Below are 14,416 nucleotides of genomic sequence, written 5' to 3'. Positions count from 1 at the left end.
AAATCGCTATTGTGCGCAAGGGAGACACGTCATGGGCAAAGCCGAGATCAAGACCAAAGCCACCGAAGTCGATGTCGCCAACTTCATCGCCGCGGTCCCCGACGCGCGGCGCCGCGACGAAGCCGCCGTGATCGACGCGATGCATCGCCGCGTGACCGGGCAGGACCCAAAAATGTGGGGCCCGTCGATCATCGGCTATGGCAGCTATGACTATAGATATGACAGCGGCCATTCGGGGACGATGTGCCGCGCCGGGTTCAGCCCGCGCAAGGCGGCGCTAACGCTGTACCTAATGGGCAACTACTGCAATCGGCAGGATGAAGCCGACGCGCTGTTCGCGCGGCTGGGTAAATACAAGACGGGCAAGTCATGTTTATACGTCAACAAATTGGCGGACGTTGATCTCGACGTGCTGGAAAAACTGGTCGCGCTCAGCTGGGACAGTATGAACGAATATTATCCGGCCTAGATCCCCGCATACCATTCGTAATCGATGCGGTCTTCCCAATAACCGCCTTTGCCCGCGCCGATGGCGTCGAGGCTCGCGACCGCTTCGATCGCATTGACATATTTGGCGTGCTTGTAGCCAAGCTGGCGTTCGATCCGCAGGCGCAGCGGCGCGCCATTGGCGATCGGCAGCACCGCATCGTTCAAAGCCCACGCCATGATCGTTTGGGGATGCCGCGCATCCACCATGTCGCAGCTTTCGTAATAGAGCGCGTCGCCAAGCCGGTCGGCGCAGCGAAACACGATATAGCGCACGCTGTCCTTAACCCCCGCTGCCGCCAGGATGTGCGACAGCTGGACGCCGGTCCATTGCCCGATCGCACTCCAACCCTCGACGCAGTCGTGGCGGGTGATCTGGGTGCGCTTCGGCATCGCGCGAATATCGGCCATCGACAGCGACAGCGGTCGCGCCACCAGCCCGGTGACCGCGACCCGCCAGTCGGCAAAGCCGCTCGCGGCATGCGCGGCATAGGCGGCGCCCGCGGGCAGGCGCGTCCCGTTGGGGCGAAAATAGGGCGACAGGTCGGCGCGGCTGAACTCGCGCGCCAGCGCATTGCGGTCGGTCAAGGCACGCTGGCTTGCGCGGTTCATCTCCTCGCCCATCGACAGGATCTTGCGCACCGCAGGCGCGTCGTTGATCGCATCGCAGGCAGACAGGAACGGCAGCGTCGCAGCCAGACCCCCGGCGCGAGCAATCAATTGGCGCCGCGGTATGACAAAATTGTTCATGCGCCATCCTTTCGTTCGGGTGGCAAACGAAACCAACCGGTCACCATTGACCGGATTTCGTTCAGCGGTCCGGCGAGCAGCACCATGGCGAGATGGACGACAAAAAACGCCACCAGGGCCCACGCCGCGATGAAGTGGATCGATCGCGCCGATTGCCGCCCGCCAAACAGATCGAGCAGCCACGGCGCACTCGCGTTCAGCCCCGGCGACATGGTGAGGCCCGTCGCGATCATCAGCGGCAGCAGGACGAAGATCACGCCGATGTAGCTGAGCTTTTGAAGGATGCCATAACGCGCCGCCGCCTCGCCTGTCGGAAAGCGCAGCCGCGCATGATCCTTCACATCGAGCCAGATATGGCGCGGCGACCATTCGGCGCGGCGAACGTGGAGATCCTTGCGCAAATGGCCACGCAGGAGCGTCCACAGCATATAGAGCGTCAGCCCGATCGCCATCACCCAGGCGAAGAACAGGTGCCAGCGCCGCCCGTCGGCCAGGCTGTAACTGGTCGGGATCGTCGACCATCCCGGAAAGGCCCAGGTCTTCTCCTCGCCCGCGGCATCGGTCCAGCGGCCAAGCACCCCAGTGGTTTCGATCCGCCAGTCGCCGACGCGCAAATAGCCGCTGTCGGCCGTCGACCCGATCACCAGCCAGGCGCGGTCGAAATTGGCGCCATATTCGCCCCAATAGAGCCGCGGGTGCGCATTGAAGATCGTCAGCCCGCTCATCAGCAGGATGAGTAGGGTGACCGCGTTGACCCAGTGCCAGATGCGCGTCGGCAGTCGGTGGCGATAGACGCGCACCGGTGCCAGCGGCGCGGGCGCCGACGAAGCGACGGGAGTTTTAGCCTCGGCCATGATCCCGGTTCGCTCCTTTACCGCCAAAAGTTACGCAACGACCTCCGCCGCATATTCGGCGCGATACTGGTTGCGCAAGCTGACCTTGTCGATCTTTTCGCTGCCCAGCTTCGGCAGCGCATCGTTCGACATCCAGATCTTGCACGGCACCTTGTAGGGTGCGAGCCGCTGGCTGATAAACGAACACATATCCTCTGCAGTGAGGCTGCTGCCGGGCTTCACCCAGACGACCGCACCAACGACCTCACCCAGTCGCTCGTCGGGCAGACCGAATACAGCACATTCGTTGGTGTCGGCATGTTCGTAAATCGCCGCCTCGACTTCCTGGCAGCTGATATTTTCGCCGCCGCGGATGATGATGTCCTTCTTGCGGTCGACGATGAACAGATAACCGTCTTCGTCGAGATAACCGAGGTCACCTGAGCGGAAATAGCCGTTGTCGAAAAAGGCCGCCTTGGTCGCCGCCGTATTGTTCCAATAGCCTTCGAAATTGCACACCGAGCGGATGCAGACTTCGCCGACGCCGCCTTGCGCGACCGGCTCGCCATTGTCGTCGAGGATCGCGAGGTCGACGAGCGGCTTGGAAGCCGGACCGGTCGACATCGGCTTGGCAACATAATTTTCGTTGATGATGCCGCAGCCAACGGCGTTGGTTTCGGTGAGGCCGTAGCCGAGCAAAGGCTTCGCCTCGCCCATTTCGGACGCGAGGCGCCGAACATGTTCGGGCGGCCGCGGTGCGCCACCGCCGGCATAGCTTTTGCACGTCGACAGGTCGTAGTTCTGACGGTTCGGGCTGACCAGAATCTCGTAGCTCATCAGCGGCACGCCGACGAAATAGTTGCACTTCTCGTCCTGGATCAGCCGCATCGCCTCATCGGCGTTCCATTTCGGCATCAGTACGAGTTTGCGACCGAGCGCGAAGCTTTGCAGGAACACGGGAATTTCAGCAGTGACGTGAAACAGCGGGGTGCAGATCAAGGTCGCGGGCTGGATGTCTAACATCTGCCCGTCTTCGGTCAGCAGATGCACAATGCTCGCGGTCTGCGTCACATAGTTGAAGATCGCCTGCACCACCGCTTCGTGGCGCGAATAGGCGCCCTTCGATTGGCCGGTCGAGCCCGAAGTGAACAGGATCGTCGCCAGATCCTGCCCGGTCAGCACCGGCAACACCGTCGCGGCATTGCCGCCCGCGCTGGTGATAGGTGCGATCGCCTGATCGATCGGCAAGCTGAGGTCGAGCGTGATGACCTTGGCGCCATGCTCGACCTCTTCCAGCCGCGCAGCGCGCTGCACATCGGCGATGACTAGCCTGGTTTCGCTGTCGGTAATTCCTGCCGCCAGCTCGCCGCCCTGCCACCAACCGTTGAGCAAGGTCGCGCAGCCGCCCGCGACCAGGATGCCGATATAGGAAACGCACCACGCGTTGGCGTTGCGCATAGCAAGCCCGACGCGGTCGCCCCGCTGCACGCCATAACCTTCGATCAGTCCGGCCGCGACCTGCCGCGCCGCCATATAGACTTGTTTGAACGACAGCCGTTCGTCGCCTTCGACTAGAAAAGTCGCATCGCCATGCTGTGCAGCAAAGTAAGCGACATAATCGGCCAGATTTGTCGGTGCATTGGTGATGAAGGGAAGCTGATGGCCGAAGCGTTCGACGGACCCGACCTGGATCGGTCCGCCCGGACCGGTGATCAGATTATAGGCGGCTTCCAGGCGCAAATCGAGCGCTGATGGCATCTTGTATCTCTCCTCTTGGTCTCGCTGGCCTAACCCCTTATGGGGAGGCCTCTCCTGGGGAAGGACCGCGCGACTTTATGTTTCTTTTTGCAACCCTAGCCGACGCAACGCAATATGTGAACTTCCATGACTTGATGGGAGAGAACAGCGAAATTGCATTCAGCATTTTCGGCTTGCCGATCCGTTGGTACGCACTCGCCTATCTCGCCGGCATCTTCGTCGGCTACTGGTATCTGCTCAAACTGATCGCGCAGCCCGGTGCCCCGATGGCGCGGCGCCATGCCGATGACATGATCTTTTACGCGATGCTGGGAATCATCATCGGCGGACGGCTCGGCTATGTCCTGTTCTATAATCTGGGCGAATATATCAAGGAGCCGCTCGGCGTCTTTCGCCTGTGGGACGGCGGCATGTCGCTGCATGGCGGCGTGATCGGCGTGCTGATCGCGATCTGGTATGTGACGCGCAAGGAGGAGCTTAGCTTCCTGCGCTTTTGCGACTATGTCGCGTGCGTCATTCCGTTCGGCCTTTTCTTTGGCCGCATGGCCAATTTCGTCAACGGCGAGCTGTGGGGCCGCACCACCAACGTGCCCTGGGCAATTATCTTTCCCGACAGCGGCAGCATGGAGGCGCGCCACCCGAGCCAGCTTTACGAAGCTGGGCTCGAAGGGCTGCTGATGATGGCGATCTTGGGCTTCCTCTTCTGGCGCACCGACGCGCGCTACAAGCCAGGCTTCCTGGTCGGCATGGCGGCGATCATCTATGGCCTCAGCCGTTTCGCGGTCGAATTTGTGCGCGAACCCGATGTGCAACTGGGTACCCTGTCGTGGGGGCTGACGATGGGGCAGACGCTGACCATCCCGATGCTGCTGATCGGTTTCTGGCTCGTCGCCACCGCCAAAGGTCGGCGCCAGCGGATCGAGCCGGTCGCCGGACCCGACAGCGTTGCGTGACGGACCGCCGACGCCTGCTGAGCTGATCGGCGACATCGCGGCGGCGCGGGCGACGACGGTCGCCGACTATATGGCTGCCGCGAACAGCCATTATTATGCAACGCGCGACCCGCTGGGCGTCGCGGGCGATTTCACCACCGCCCCCGAGATCAGCCAAATGTTCGGCGAAATGATCGGCGTGTGGATCGCCGACCTGTGGGCGCGCGCGGGGACCCCGGCCTTTCGCTATGTCGAGCTAGGCCCGGGGCGCGGTACCTTGGCCGCCGATGCCCTTCGGGCGATGGCGCGTTTCAAATGTGTGCCGCAGAACATCCACTTTGTTGAGACCAGCCCGACCCTTCGCGCGGCCCAAATGGACCGCGTTCCCGCCGCCATCCATCATGACGACATCGACGACCTGCCGGACGACGGTGCAGCGATCATCGTCGCCAATGAATTTTTCGACGCCCTGCCCGTCCATCAATATGTCCGCACCGGTGATGGCTGGCGCGAGCTGATGGTCGAGCGACGGGGCGCGCGCCTTGTTCCGGTGCCGGGAGAGGCTCCTGCCGACGAACTTGTCCCCGCCCAACTTCGCAACGCCGCCGAGGGCAGCATCGTCGAAACCGCGCCCGTGTCGGCGGCGATCATGCAGCGCTGCGCGTTTCGCCTCGCCCGGCACGGCGGCGCAATGCTGGTGATCGACTATGGCTATAGCGGCCCTGCCGCAGGCGACACGCTACAAGCGGTGAAGGCGCATTGCTTCGCCGACCCCTTCGCCGATCCGGGCGAGGTCGATCTGACCACTCACGTCGATTTCACCGCTCTCGCCGATGCCGCCCGGCCCGTTCGTGCAACCGTCAGCCGCATCGCGACCCAAGGCGATTGGTTGCAGCGGCTGGGCATCGATGCGCGGCTGCAATCGCTCGCGGCCGCAGCGCCCGACCGCGCCAAGGAATTGCACGGCCAGCGCGACCGGCTTGTCGCGGCCGACGCGATGGGCGAATTGTTCAAAGCCATGGCCATCTCCGCACCGGGCTGGCCCACCCCTGCAGGGTTTTCAGGAGACAGTGTTTGACCATTGTTCATCTCGCGACCCCGGGCGATGCACAGGCGATCGCGACCTTCGCGACCGACTCCTTCACCCGCACCTTCGGTCATATCTATGACCCCGCCGACCTGGCCGCCTTTCTCGCCACCTGGAACCCACCCAAGCGTGTTCGCGCCCAGATCGGCGCGTCCGATCACGACATTGGGCTGGTTCGCGACGCCGCTGGCGCGATCCATGGTTATATCAAGATGGGGCCAGTCGATTTCGACCTTCCCCCCGAGCAGCTGACCGACGACGCAGTCGAACTCCACCAGCTCTATGTCGCCGAAGCCGCCAAAGGCACCGGCGTTGCGGCAGCGCTGATGGATTGGGGCGTCGCCTGGGCGCGCGAACGCGCGTCGATCCTATACCTCAGCGTCTTCACCGACAATCATCGCGCGCAGGCTTTCTATCGTCGCTACGGCTTTTACGATGTGGGCCGCAATGCATTCCGGGTCGGCAACCATATCGACGAAGACCGCTTTTACAGGCTCGACCTGTGACCGCGCCGTTCGTCACCGCGCCGCCGCTCGCCGACATTCCGCACGGTTTCTTCGGCCGCCGCGGCGGCGTGTCGACCGGCGAACTCGCGTCGCTCAACTGCGGCCTTGGCTCGGGCGACGATCCGGCGCTGATCGCTGAAAACCGGCGGCGCGTGGCCGATGCGGTCCTGCCCGGCGCAGCGCTCACCGGCGTATATCAGGTTCATGGCAATCGCTGCGTCATTGTCGATGACACGACCGACCTTGCCGCCCGCGCCGAGGCGGATGCGCTTGCGACGCGGACCCCCGGCATCCTGCTGGGCATCCTCACCGCCGATTGCGTGCCAGTGCTGTTCGCCGACCGCAACGCCGGTGTCATCGGCGCCGCGCATGCGGGCTGGAAGGGCGCGCTGGCCGGGGTCACCGACGCCGCGCTGGTCGCGATGGAAAGCCTTGGCGCGGACCGCGCGAACATATCCGCAGTAATCGGGCCGTGCATTGCGCGGGCGTCCTATGAGGTCGACGACGGATTTGTGCAGCGCTTCACTGCCGACGATCCCGCCAACGAACGCTTCTTTGCAGCGGCCAAGCCCGGTCATGCGATGTTCGACATCGCCGCCTATGTCGCGGCGCGCCTTGCCGCGGCGGGCATCGCTCGAATTGCCATCGGCGGGCAGGACACCTATGCCGAGGCGGAAGATTATTTCAGCTATCGCCGCGCATGCCACAAAGGGGAAAATTCCTATGGCCGCCAGTTGTCGGCGATCGGTCTGAACTGACACGCATTTGGGGGACGAATGACACGCACGCGCCTGTTTGGATTGATCGGTGGCCTGCTGACCTTCCTCATCATGCTCGCGCTTCCCGCCCCGGCGGGCATGGAAACGACGGCCTGGCACGTCGCCGCAATGACGGTGCTGATGGCGATCTGGTGGATGACCGAGGCGCTGCCGCTGACCGTCACCGCATTGCTGCCCTTCCTGCTCGTTCCCGCCTTCGGGGTGATGGATGCCAATGCCATCGCCAAGGAATATTATTCGCCGATCCTGTTCCTGATCCTCGGCGGCGCCTTTCTGGCGCTGGCGATCGAGCGCGTCGGGCTGCACCGGCGCCTCGCGCTCGCCTTGCTCAAACGCGCGGCGCCGACCGCGACGGGCCTACTCTTTGCCTTCATGGCGGCGACCGCGCTGCTCAGTATGTTCATATCAAACACCTCGACTGCGCTCATCATGGTCCCGATTGCGCTGGCGGTTGTCCGCGCCGGAGGCATTCGTGAGGGCGCGACCGAGGGGTTTGCTGGCGCAGTGATGATGGGCATCGCCTTTGCCGCGTCGATCGGTGGCCTCGGCACGCTGGTCGGCAGCCCGACCAACGCCATCGCCGCGGGGCTGATCGAAAAAGCGCTGGGACTGCGCATCTCGTTTCTGGACTGGATGATCTACGGCGTCCCCGTAGTGCTGCTCGCCACCCCCGCCGCGATGTTTATCGTGGCGCGCGTCCAGCAGCTCTCGGCGCATCCGTTCGACGGAATCGCGGCGGCTTCGGCGCTGGGCAAGCAGGCGATCTGGTCGACCGCCGAACGCCGCGTCATCCCCGTCTTCCTGCTCGTCCTTCTCGCCTGGATCGCGCAGCCGTGGCTCGAACCCTTGCTGCCCAAGGGCGCCCTGACCGACGGCACCATCGCGGTTGCCGGAAGCCTGCTATTGTTCGTGCTGCCAGACGGAACCGGTCGCCCGCTGCTGGTCTGGAAAGAGGCTGACCGCGCGCCATGGGGCGTGATTATGATGTTCGGCGGCGGCCTGGCGCTCGCCGCGGCAATCACCGCAAGCGGCCTTGCCGCCTGGCTGGGCGCCGTTCTCGCCCCGCTCGGCAGCATCCCGACGATCGCGCTGGCCGCGATCATCGTTGCGCTCACCATCCTCATCACCGAATTTGCCAGTAATGTCGCGACCGCCAGCGGCATCATGCCGGTGCTCGCGGCGCTGATCGCCGCGACCGGGGTCGATCCGATCCTGCTCGCGCTGCCCGTCGCGATGGCGGCCAGCTGGGGCTTCATGCTGCCGTCGGGGACCGGTCCCAACGCACTCGCCTGGGCGACCGATCATATCGCGCTGCCGCGGATGTTGAAGGCGGGGCTGGCGCTCGATGTCATCGGCGTGCCATTGTTGATCGGGGTGATCTGGGCGATTGCAATGCTGGGGTGACGCGCGGGTCAAAGGGCGCTAGTTGCAATCGAAACTAAACTGACCCCAAGGAAATCTTCATGCCCCCGATCGACAACAGCGACCTCACCGGCACCACGCCGCGCCGCAAGCCCAAGCAGGATGTCACTGAAATCGGCGGCCGCGAACTGTCGCCGGCGACCTTGATGATGGGTTATGGTTATGACCCGATGCTGTCCGAAGGCTCGCTAAAGCCGCCAATTTTCCTGACCTCGACCTTTGCGTTCGAAAGCGCCGCGGCGGGCAAGCATCATTTCGAAGGGATCACCGGCAAGCGTCCCGGCGGCGCTGACGGCCTTGTCTATTCGCGTTTCAATGGCCCGAATCAGGAAATCCTCGAGGCACGGCTCGGCGTCTGGGAAAAGGCCGAGGATGCACTCGTCTTCTCGAGCGGAATGTCGGCGATCGCCACCCTCCTCCTCGCGCATGTCAGCATGAACGACGTCATCGTCCATTCGGGTCCGCTCTATGCCGCCACCGAAACGCTGATCGCGCGCATCCTGTCGCGTTTCGGCGCGACGTACGTCGATTTCCCCGCCGAAGCATCGCGCGAAGAAATGGATGCGATCCTCGCCCGAGCCAAAAAAATGGCCGACGATCAGGGCGGCAAGGTCGCGATGGTCTATCTCGAAAGCCCCGCCAACCCCACCAATGCGCTGGTCGACGTGCAGGCGATGCGCGCGGCGACCGATGCGGCCTTTGCGGACGGCGCACGGCCGCCGATTGCGATCGACAACACCTTCCTCGGCCCGCTGTGGTCGAAACCGCTGGCGCATGGCGCCGACATCGTTCTCTACAGCCTGACCAAATATGCCGGCGGCCACAGCGATCTCGTCGCGGGCGGGGTGCTGGGCGCGAAGCATTGGCTCGGCCCGATCCGCATGATGCGCAACACCATCGGCACGATCTGCGACCCGCACACCGCGTGGATGCTGCTGCGTTCGATGGAAACCGTGGAGCTGCGCATGAGCCGCGCGGGCGAAAATGCCGAGAAGGTTTGCGCCTATCTCCGCGATCATCCCAAGGTCGACGGCCTCGGCTATCTGGGCTTCCTGCCCGAAGGGTCGCAGAAGGACATTTTCGACCGCCATTGCACCGGCGCCGGGTCGACTTTCTCGCTGTTCATCACGGGCGGCGAGGCGGAAAGCTTCAGGTTCCTCGACGCGCTGAAGATCGCCAAGCTCGCAGTCAGCCTGGGCGGCACCGAAACGCTGGCCAGCCATCCCGCGGCGATGACGCATCTGTCGGTTCCTGACGCGCGCAAGGCGTTAATGGGGATCACCGACAATCTGGTCCGCATCTCGATCGGCATCGAGGACGCCGACGATTTGATCGCCGATTTCGAACAAGCGCTGGACGCCGTCTAAACTCCTCATCGCGCGGAGCGAAGCGACGCGGCAATCGAGAATATGTGGTCACCGCTCTGGATTGCTTCGCTTCGCTCGCAATAACGGAGGTTTTGACCGCCTACTTCCGGCCCCGCCAGTCGACGACCTGCCACCCCATCTGCGGCGCCAACCGCTTCAACCCACGCGACGGTGTCGTCGCCACGGCCTCGTCGGCAAAACGCAGCATCGGGTGGTCGGACACATGGTCCGAATAGGCCCGGATATGCGCGCTATCGCGGGTGATCGCGTTGGCCGCCATCCAACCATCGATTCGCGCGAACTTGGCGTCGCCATAACAATTGTCGCCCGACAGGCGCGCATGGATATGGTCGGCACCGTCGGGCTCGTCGAGCTGCGTCGCCAGCACATCGTCGATGCCCAGCCGCTTGGCGATCGCGTCGACGTAAAGATGGAACGACGCCGTCGCGAGCACGAGGCGGTAGCCCGCTTCGCGGTCGGCCGCGATCTGGTCGAGCGCCGCGGGGTGCAGCCCGCGCGTGACCACCTTGTCGGCATAGCTTTCGGCCAGCGGCGCAATTTCGGCGCGGGCAAAGCGCTGTCCGACCAGCAGCCGCAGATTGATCGCCTTCAGCCGCGATCGGTCGATCAGGCGCAGCGCATAGGCGAGGCTCGCCAGCCCGACGAACGGCAACAGCAGCAAACGCCATTGCTGCCGCCGCCGCGCAACATGCATCAAGAAACCGCTATAAGTCCCTGATCGGGTTATCGTTCGGTCCATATCGTACATCGCCACACGGTGGGCATAGTCGGGCGGCGGGGCGATTGGAGGCGTTTCCATCCGGCCGTCATAGAGTGCCGCCGCGCCGCGGCCAAGGGGACCAGATTCGCTTGCCGTGGTGGGGCAAATAATACAATGTCCTCCGCACGATGGTGGCCAGAGCGGATTTCGAACAAAGCGAAGGTGCCAATGGCACCGACATCCGCTTCACCGGTCGGCTGACGCTGGCGCGGCTGGGTGACCTGCCCGCGCGGCTCGACGCGCTCGGCCCGATCGCCACGCTCGACCTGTCGGCGCTCGAACGGATCGACACCGTCGGTGCCTGGATCGTCACCCGCACCGTCAAGGAACATGGCGCCAAAGTCACCGGCGCCAGTCCCGAAGCGCAGCGACTTCTCGAAGCGCTCGCCAGCGACAAAAGCGAATATCGCGTCCACCGCGACCGCCGCCCGCCCCTCACCCGCATGCTCGAACAGGTTGGCGTCGCCAGCATGGCGGTGTGGCACGAGCTGCTCGGCATCATCGGCTTTTTCGGCGCGATGATCATGGCGCTGGGGACCCAGTTGCGGGCGCGGCGACGGCTGCGCTGGCATGCCATCGTCACCCGCTTCCAATCGGTTGGCGTCGACGCCCTCCCCATCATCGGGCTGATGACCTTTCTGATCGGCATCGTGGTCGCGCAGCAGGGCGCGGTGCAGCTGCGCCAGTTCGGGCTCGAAGTGTTCACCGTCAATCTGGTCGGCCGCGCCTCGATCCGCGAGCTTGGTCTGCTGATGACCGCGATCATGGTCGCAGGCCGCTCGGGCTCGGCGTTCGCAGCGCAGATCGGCACGATGAAGCTGACCGAGGAGATCGACGCAATGCGCACGATCGGCGTCTCGCCGATGGAGGCAATCGTATTGCCGCGCGTTGCTGCCGCGACGATATTGATGCCACTGCTCGGCTTTTACGCCAGCATTTGCGCGATCATCGGCGGCGGGGTGTTCTGCTGGATCGGGCTCGACATTCCGCCGGTCACCTATGTTCAGTTGCTGCGCGACATCATCCCGATGACCGACTTCTGGGCGATGCTCATCAAGGCGCCGGTGTTCGGCATTTTGATCGGGGTCACCGGCTGTTACGAAGGTATGCAGGTGCGCCAGAATGCCGAGGAAGTCGGCCAGCGCACCACGTCGGCTGTCGTCGCGGCGATCTTCCTCGTCATCGTACTCGACGCGATGTTCGCTGTCTTTTTCTCGTCGATCGGATGGAATTGATGAGCGAAGAAATCGAAGAACAGGTTGCCGAAGAGCTCGCCGCTGCCGACGCCGTGCGGCCCGGCGACTTCGAAAACGCGATCTGCATTCGCGGCCTCGTCAATCAGTTCGGCGATGCAGTGATTCACGACCATCTCGATCTCGACGTGCGGTCGGGCGAAATCCTCGGCGTTGTCGGCGGCTCGGGCACTGGCAAGTCGGTGCTGATGCGGTCGATCATCGGCCTCCAGACCCCGACGTCGGGCGAGATCGAGGTGTATGGGAAGACGCTCGACACGATCTCCGACGAAGAAGAATCGCGCGACCTCCGCCGCCGCTGGGGTGTGATGTTCCAGGGTGGGGCGCTGTTTTCGACTTTGAGCGTCGCTGAAAATATCCAGGTGCCGCTGCGCGAATATTATCCGCGCACCGATCAAAAGCTGCTCGACGAAATTGCCGCATACAAGGTCGCGATGGTCGGGCTGCCCCCCGACGCCGGGCCAAAATACCCCGCCGAACTTTCGGGGGGGATGGTCAAGCGCGCCGGGCTCGCGCGCTCGCTCGCGCTCGATCCGGCGCTGCTGTTCCTCGACGAACCGACCGCGGGGCTCGATCCGATTGGCGCGGCGAAGTTCGACGAGCTGATTCGCGAACTTGCCGACACCATGGGACTCACCGTCTTCCTCATCACCCACGACCTCGATTCGCTCTACGCCACCTGCGACCGCGTCGCGGTGCTCGCCGAAAAGAAGGTGATCGCGGTCGGGACAATCCCGGAACTGCTTGCCACCGAGCATCCGTGGATACAGGATTATTTCAACGGACCGCGAGGCCGCGCTGCGGCCGGCGGGAACCAAACCGCGAAGCGGCGATAGGAACAGCTGATGGAAACTCGCTCGAACAACGTCCTCGTCGGCGGCTTTGTCCTGCTCTTCACCGCAGCGCTCGCCTTTTTCATCGTCTGGCTGGCAAACGACAGCGGCGGGGAAAAGCGCGAATATGATGTCTTCTTCAAACAATCGGTCGATGGGCTAAACAAGGGCTCCGCGGTGCAATTTTCCGGCGTCCCGTCGGGGCAGGTGCGCGAAATCGCGCTGTGGCCCGACGATCCGCAGTTCGTCCGCGTCCGCATCGAGGTGAACGAGGGCGTTCCGGTGCTGCAAGGCACGACCGCGGCGATCGAGGGTGTCGGCTTTACCGGCGTCTCGCAGATTTCGCTCGACGGCGCAGTCAAGGGTGCGCCGCCGATCACCGACAAGGGGCCAGCCGGCAAACCGGTCATCCCGACGCGCGTTGGCGGGCTGGGTGAACTGCTTAATACCGCGCCGCAATTGCTTCAGCGCCTGTCGACGCTGACCGAGCGGTTGGCCGAGCTAGCCGACGATGAGAATCAGGCGAGCATGCGCGGCATTTTGAACAATGTCGAAGCCTCAACCGCGATCCTCGCGCGCAATGGCCCCGCCATCGAACGCGCGCTCGCCGACACGCGCATCGCAATCCAGCAGACCGGGGTTGCCGCCGAACAGATCGGCAACCTCGCCGCTGCAACGCAGGGGACGATCGACCGCAATGTCGATCCCGCAATGGCCAATCTGCGCAATACCCTCGCCTCGGCGAACGAATCGATGAAGACGCTTGAAGGCGCGATCGCCGATGCGCGGCCAGGCCTGCAAACCTTCAGCCAGACGACAATCCCCGAAGCCAATGCGCTGATCCGCGACCTGCGACGCACCTCGGCCTCGCTGTCCAGCCTGACCGACAAGCTCGACCAGCAGGGCGCCGGCGCCGTTCTGGGAGGCAGCAAGCTGCCCGATTACAAGCAATGAGGACCAAGCCCATGATCCGCCGACTCCGCACGCCGCTGCTCGTCGCTGTTGCCGCCGTCTCGCTGTCGGCTTGCGTCGGCCTTGGCGGCAAGACCCCGCCCTTCCTGCTCACCCTCGACTCAGCGGCCGCGCCATCCGCTGGCGCCGCGCGCACCGCCGCCGACGCCTCGACACTGACGATCCTGATCCCGACCGCACCGCAGAAACTGCGCACGACACGCATCCCGGTGCAGCAGGACAATAGCAGCGTCACCTACGTCAAGGACGCGCAGTGGGTGGAGGCCCCGAACCGCCTGTTCCAGCGGCTGGTGTCCGAAACCGTGTCCGCCAGCACATCGCGCGTGGTGCTCGACGAGGGACAATATCTGACCGCGCCGGGCGAACAACTCGCGGGGCAGCTCATGGAATTCGGCGTCGATGCGCGAACCGGCGAGGCGGTCGTCGTCTATCAGGCGATGCTGGTGTCGGCGGGTGGCAAGACCGTGAGCCAGCGCCGTTTCGAGGCGCGCGAAGCCATCGGCGCCGAGGTCGAGGCCAAGCTGGTCGGCGAAGCGCTGACCCGCGCCGCCAATAAGGTGGCAGTTGAGGTTACGGGGTGGCTCGGAGGCTGAGCGCTGGTCGGTTAATTTCAACTGGCGACCGGTTGCGAACCCTTTCCATCATCGTCACGCCGGA

Annotated in this window: 15 protein-coding genes; 11 read left to right on the top strand and 4 right to left on the bottom strand. The window is 64.0% G+C overall.

Features of this window, described 5'->3' with window-relative positions; genetic code table 11:
* Window positions 1–31: 31 nt before the first annotated feature.
* On the top strand, window positions 32–469 hold the full coding sequence (locus tag IPF76_RS12065) for a DUF1801 domain-containing protein (protein WP_293844179.1): 438 nt from the start codon (window positions 32–34) through the stop codon (window positions 467–469).
* Here the strand turns inward: IPF76_RS12065 and IPF76_RS12060 are convergent.
* The 3 genes from IPF76_RS12060 to IPF76_RS12050 are packed head-to-tail and all read right to left on the bottom strand — an operon-like array spanning window position 466 to window position 3,827.
* On the bottom strand, window positions 466–1,236 hold the full coding sequence (locus IPF76_RS12060) for a molybdopterin-dependent oxidoreductase (RefSeq protein ID WP_293844176.1): 771 nt from the start codon (window positions 1,234–1,236) through the stop codon (window positions 466–468). The genes IPF76_RS12065 and IPF76_RS12060 overlap by 4 nt on opposite strands.
* Window positions 1,233–2,090, bottom strand: a complete 858-nt coding sequence (locus IPF76_RS12055; protein WP_293844173.1) for a cytochrome b/b6 domain-containing protein — start codon at window positions 2,088–2,090, stop codon at window positions 1,233–1,235. Before IPF76_RS12055 ends, IPF76_RS12060 begins: the two co-directional genes overlap by 4 nt.
* A 30-nt stretch (window positions 2,091–2,120) precedes the next feature.
* The gene (locus IPF76_RS12050; RefSeq protein ID WP_293844170.1) at window positions 2,121–3,827 is read right to left on the bottom strand and encodes a class I adenylate-forming enzyme family protein; all 1,707 of its coding nucleotides are present in this window, start codon (window positions 3,825–3,827) and stop codon (window positions 2,121–2,123) included.
* A 77-nt stretch (window positions 3,828–3,904) separates the two neighbouring features.
* Between IPF76_RS12050 and lgt the strand changes: the two genes are divergently transcribed.
* From lgt to IPF76_RS12020, 6 genes are read left to right on the top strand one after another with little or no spacing between them, the layout of a single operon-like run.
* Window positions 3,905–4,780, top strand: a complete 876-nt coding sequence (gene lgt / locus IPF76_RS12045) for a prolipoprotein diacylglyceryl transferase (RefSeq protein ID WP_293844167.1) — start codon at window positions 3,905–3,907, stop codon at window positions 4,778–4,780.
* Complete coding sequence (locus tag IPF76_RS12040; protein ID WP_293844164.1) at window positions 4,773–5,837, top strand: SAM-dependent methyltransferase; 1,065 nt, start codon at window positions 4,773–4,775, stop codon at window positions 5,835–5,837. The genes lgt and IPF76_RS12040 overlap by 8 nt, the downstream gene beginning before the upstream one ends.
* Window positions 5,834–6,352: a GNAT family N-acetyltransferase gene (locus IPF76_RS12035; RefSeq protein WP_293844161.1), complete on the top strand. Its 519-nt coding sequence runs from the start codon at window positions 5,834–5,836 to the stop codon at window positions 6,350–6,352. The genes IPF76_RS12040 and IPF76_RS12035 overlap by 4 nt, the downstream gene beginning before the upstream one ends.
* Entirely contained in the window at window positions 6,349–7,110 is a 762-nt protein-coding gene (gene pgeF, locus IPF76_RS12030) for a peptidoglycan editing factor PgeF (protein ID WP_293844158.1), read from the top strand. Before IPF76_RS12035 ends, pgeF begins: the two co-directional genes overlap by 4 nt.
* Window positions 7,111–7,128: 18 nt before the next feature.
* Window positions 7,129–8,535, top strand: a complete 1,407-nt coding sequence (locus tag IPF76_RS12025) for a DASS family sodium-coupled anion symporter (protein WP_293844155.1) — start codon at window positions 7,129–7,131, stop codon at window positions 8,533–8,535.
* Window positions 8,536–8,594: 59 nt separating this feature from the next.
* Window positions 8,595–9,920: a cystathionine gamma-synthase family protein gene (locus tag IPF76_RS12020; protein ID WP_293844152.1), complete on the top strand. Its 1,326-nt coding sequence runs from the start codon at window positions 8,595–8,597 to the stop codon at window positions 9,918–9,920.
* Between the two features lie 100 nt (window positions 9,921–10,020).
* On the opposite strand, the gene IPF76_RS12015 is transcribed toward IPF76_RS12020, so the two are convergent.
* Complete coding sequence (locus IPF76_RS12015; RefSeq protein WP_293844149.1) at window positions 10,021–10,740, bottom strand: HAD-IB family hydrolase; 720 nt, start codon at window positions 10,738–10,740, stop codon at window positions 10,021–10,023.
* Window positions 10,741–10,829: 89 nt separating this feature from the next.
* Between IPF76_RS12015 and IPF76_RS12010 the strand changes: the two genes are divergently transcribed.
* From IPF76_RS12010 to IPF76_RS11995, 4 genes are read left to right on the top strand one after another with little or no spacing between them, the layout of a single operon-like run.
* A complete protein-coding gene (locus IPF76_RS12010) occupies window positions 10,830–11,936 on the top strand; it encodes an ABC transporter permease (protein ID WP_293844146.1) in 1,107 nt (368 codons plus the stop codon).
* The gene (locus IPF76_RS12005; RefSeq protein WP_293844143.1) at window positions 11,936–12,790 is read left to right on the top strand and encodes an ABC transporter ATP-binding protein; all 855 of its coding nucleotides are present in this window, start codon (window positions 11,936–11,938) and stop codon (window positions 12,788–12,790) included. Before IPF76_RS12010 ends, IPF76_RS12005 begins: the two co-directional genes overlap by 1 nt.
* Before the next feature lie 9 nt (window positions 12,791–12,799).
* A complete protein-coding gene (locus tag IPF76_RS12000) occupies window positions 12,800–13,741 on the top strand; it encodes an MlaD family protein (RefSeq protein WP_293844140.1) in 942 nt (313 codons plus the stop codon).
* 11 nt (window positions 13,742–13,752) lie between these two features.
* A complete protein-coding gene (locus tag IPF76_RS11995; protein ID WP_293844137.1) occupies window positions 13,753–14,352 on the top strand; it encodes an ABC-type transport auxiliary lipoprotein family protein in 600 nt (199 codons plus the stop codon).
* The last annotated feature ends 64 nt before the right edge of the window (window positions 14,353–14,416 follow it).

It is taken from the genome of Sphingopyxis sp., assembly GCF_016704835.1.
Classification (GTDB): Bacteria; Pseudomonadota; Alphaproteobacteria; order Sphingomonadales; family Sphingomonadaceae; genus Sphingopyxis.
This window is presented reverse-complemented; position numbering and strand designations above follow the sequence as displayed.

Coding starts and splice junctions, on each gene's coding strand:
- IPF76_RS12000 (WP_293844140.1), top strand. CDS start 12,800: ATGGAAACTCGCTCGAACAACGTCCTCGTCGGCGGCTTTGTCCTGCTC.
- IPF76_RS12065 (WP_293844179.1), top strand. CDS start 32: ATGGGCAAAGCCGAGATCAAGACCAAAGCCACCGAAGTCGATGTCGCC.
- IPF76_RS12055 (WP_293844173.1), bottom strand. CDS start 2,090: ATGGCCGAGGCTAAAACTCCCGTCGCTTCGTCGGCGCCCGCGCCGCTG.
- IPF76_RS12015 (WP_293844149.1), bottom strand. CDS start 10,740: ATGGAAACGCCTCCAATCGCCCCGCCGCCCGACTATGCCCACCGTGTG.
- IPF76_RS12025 (WP_293844155.1), top strand. CDS start 7,129: ATGACACGCACGCGCCTGTTTGGATTGATCGGTGGCCTGCTGACCTTC.
- IPF76_RS12020 (WP_293844152.1), top strand. CDS start 8,595: ATGCCCCCGATCGACAACAGCGACCTCACCGGCACCACGCCGCGCCGC.
- IPF76_RS12050 (WP_293844170.1), bottom strand. CDS start 3,827: ATGCCATCAGCGCTCGATTTGCGCCTGGAAGCCGCCTATAATCTGATC.
- IPF76_RS11995 (WP_293844137.1), top strand. CDS start 13,753: ATGATCCGCCGACTCCGCACGCCGCTGCTCGTCGCTGTTGCCGCCGTC.
- IPF76_RS12005 (WP_293844143.1), top strand. CDS start 11,936: ATGAGCGAAGAAATCGAAGAACAGGTTGCCGAAGAGCTCGCCGCTGCC.
- IPF76_RS12010 (WP_293844146.1), top strand. CDS start 10,830: ATGGTGGCCAGAGCGGATTTCGAACAAAGCGAAGGTGCCAATGGCACC.
- lgt (WP_293844167.1), top strand. CDS start 3,905: ATGTTTCTTTTTGCAACCCTAGCCGACGCAACGCAATATGTGAACTTC.
- IPF76_RS12060 (WP_293844176.1), bottom strand. CDS start 1,236: ATGAACAATTTTGTCATACCGCGGCGCCAATTGATTGCTCGCGCCGGG.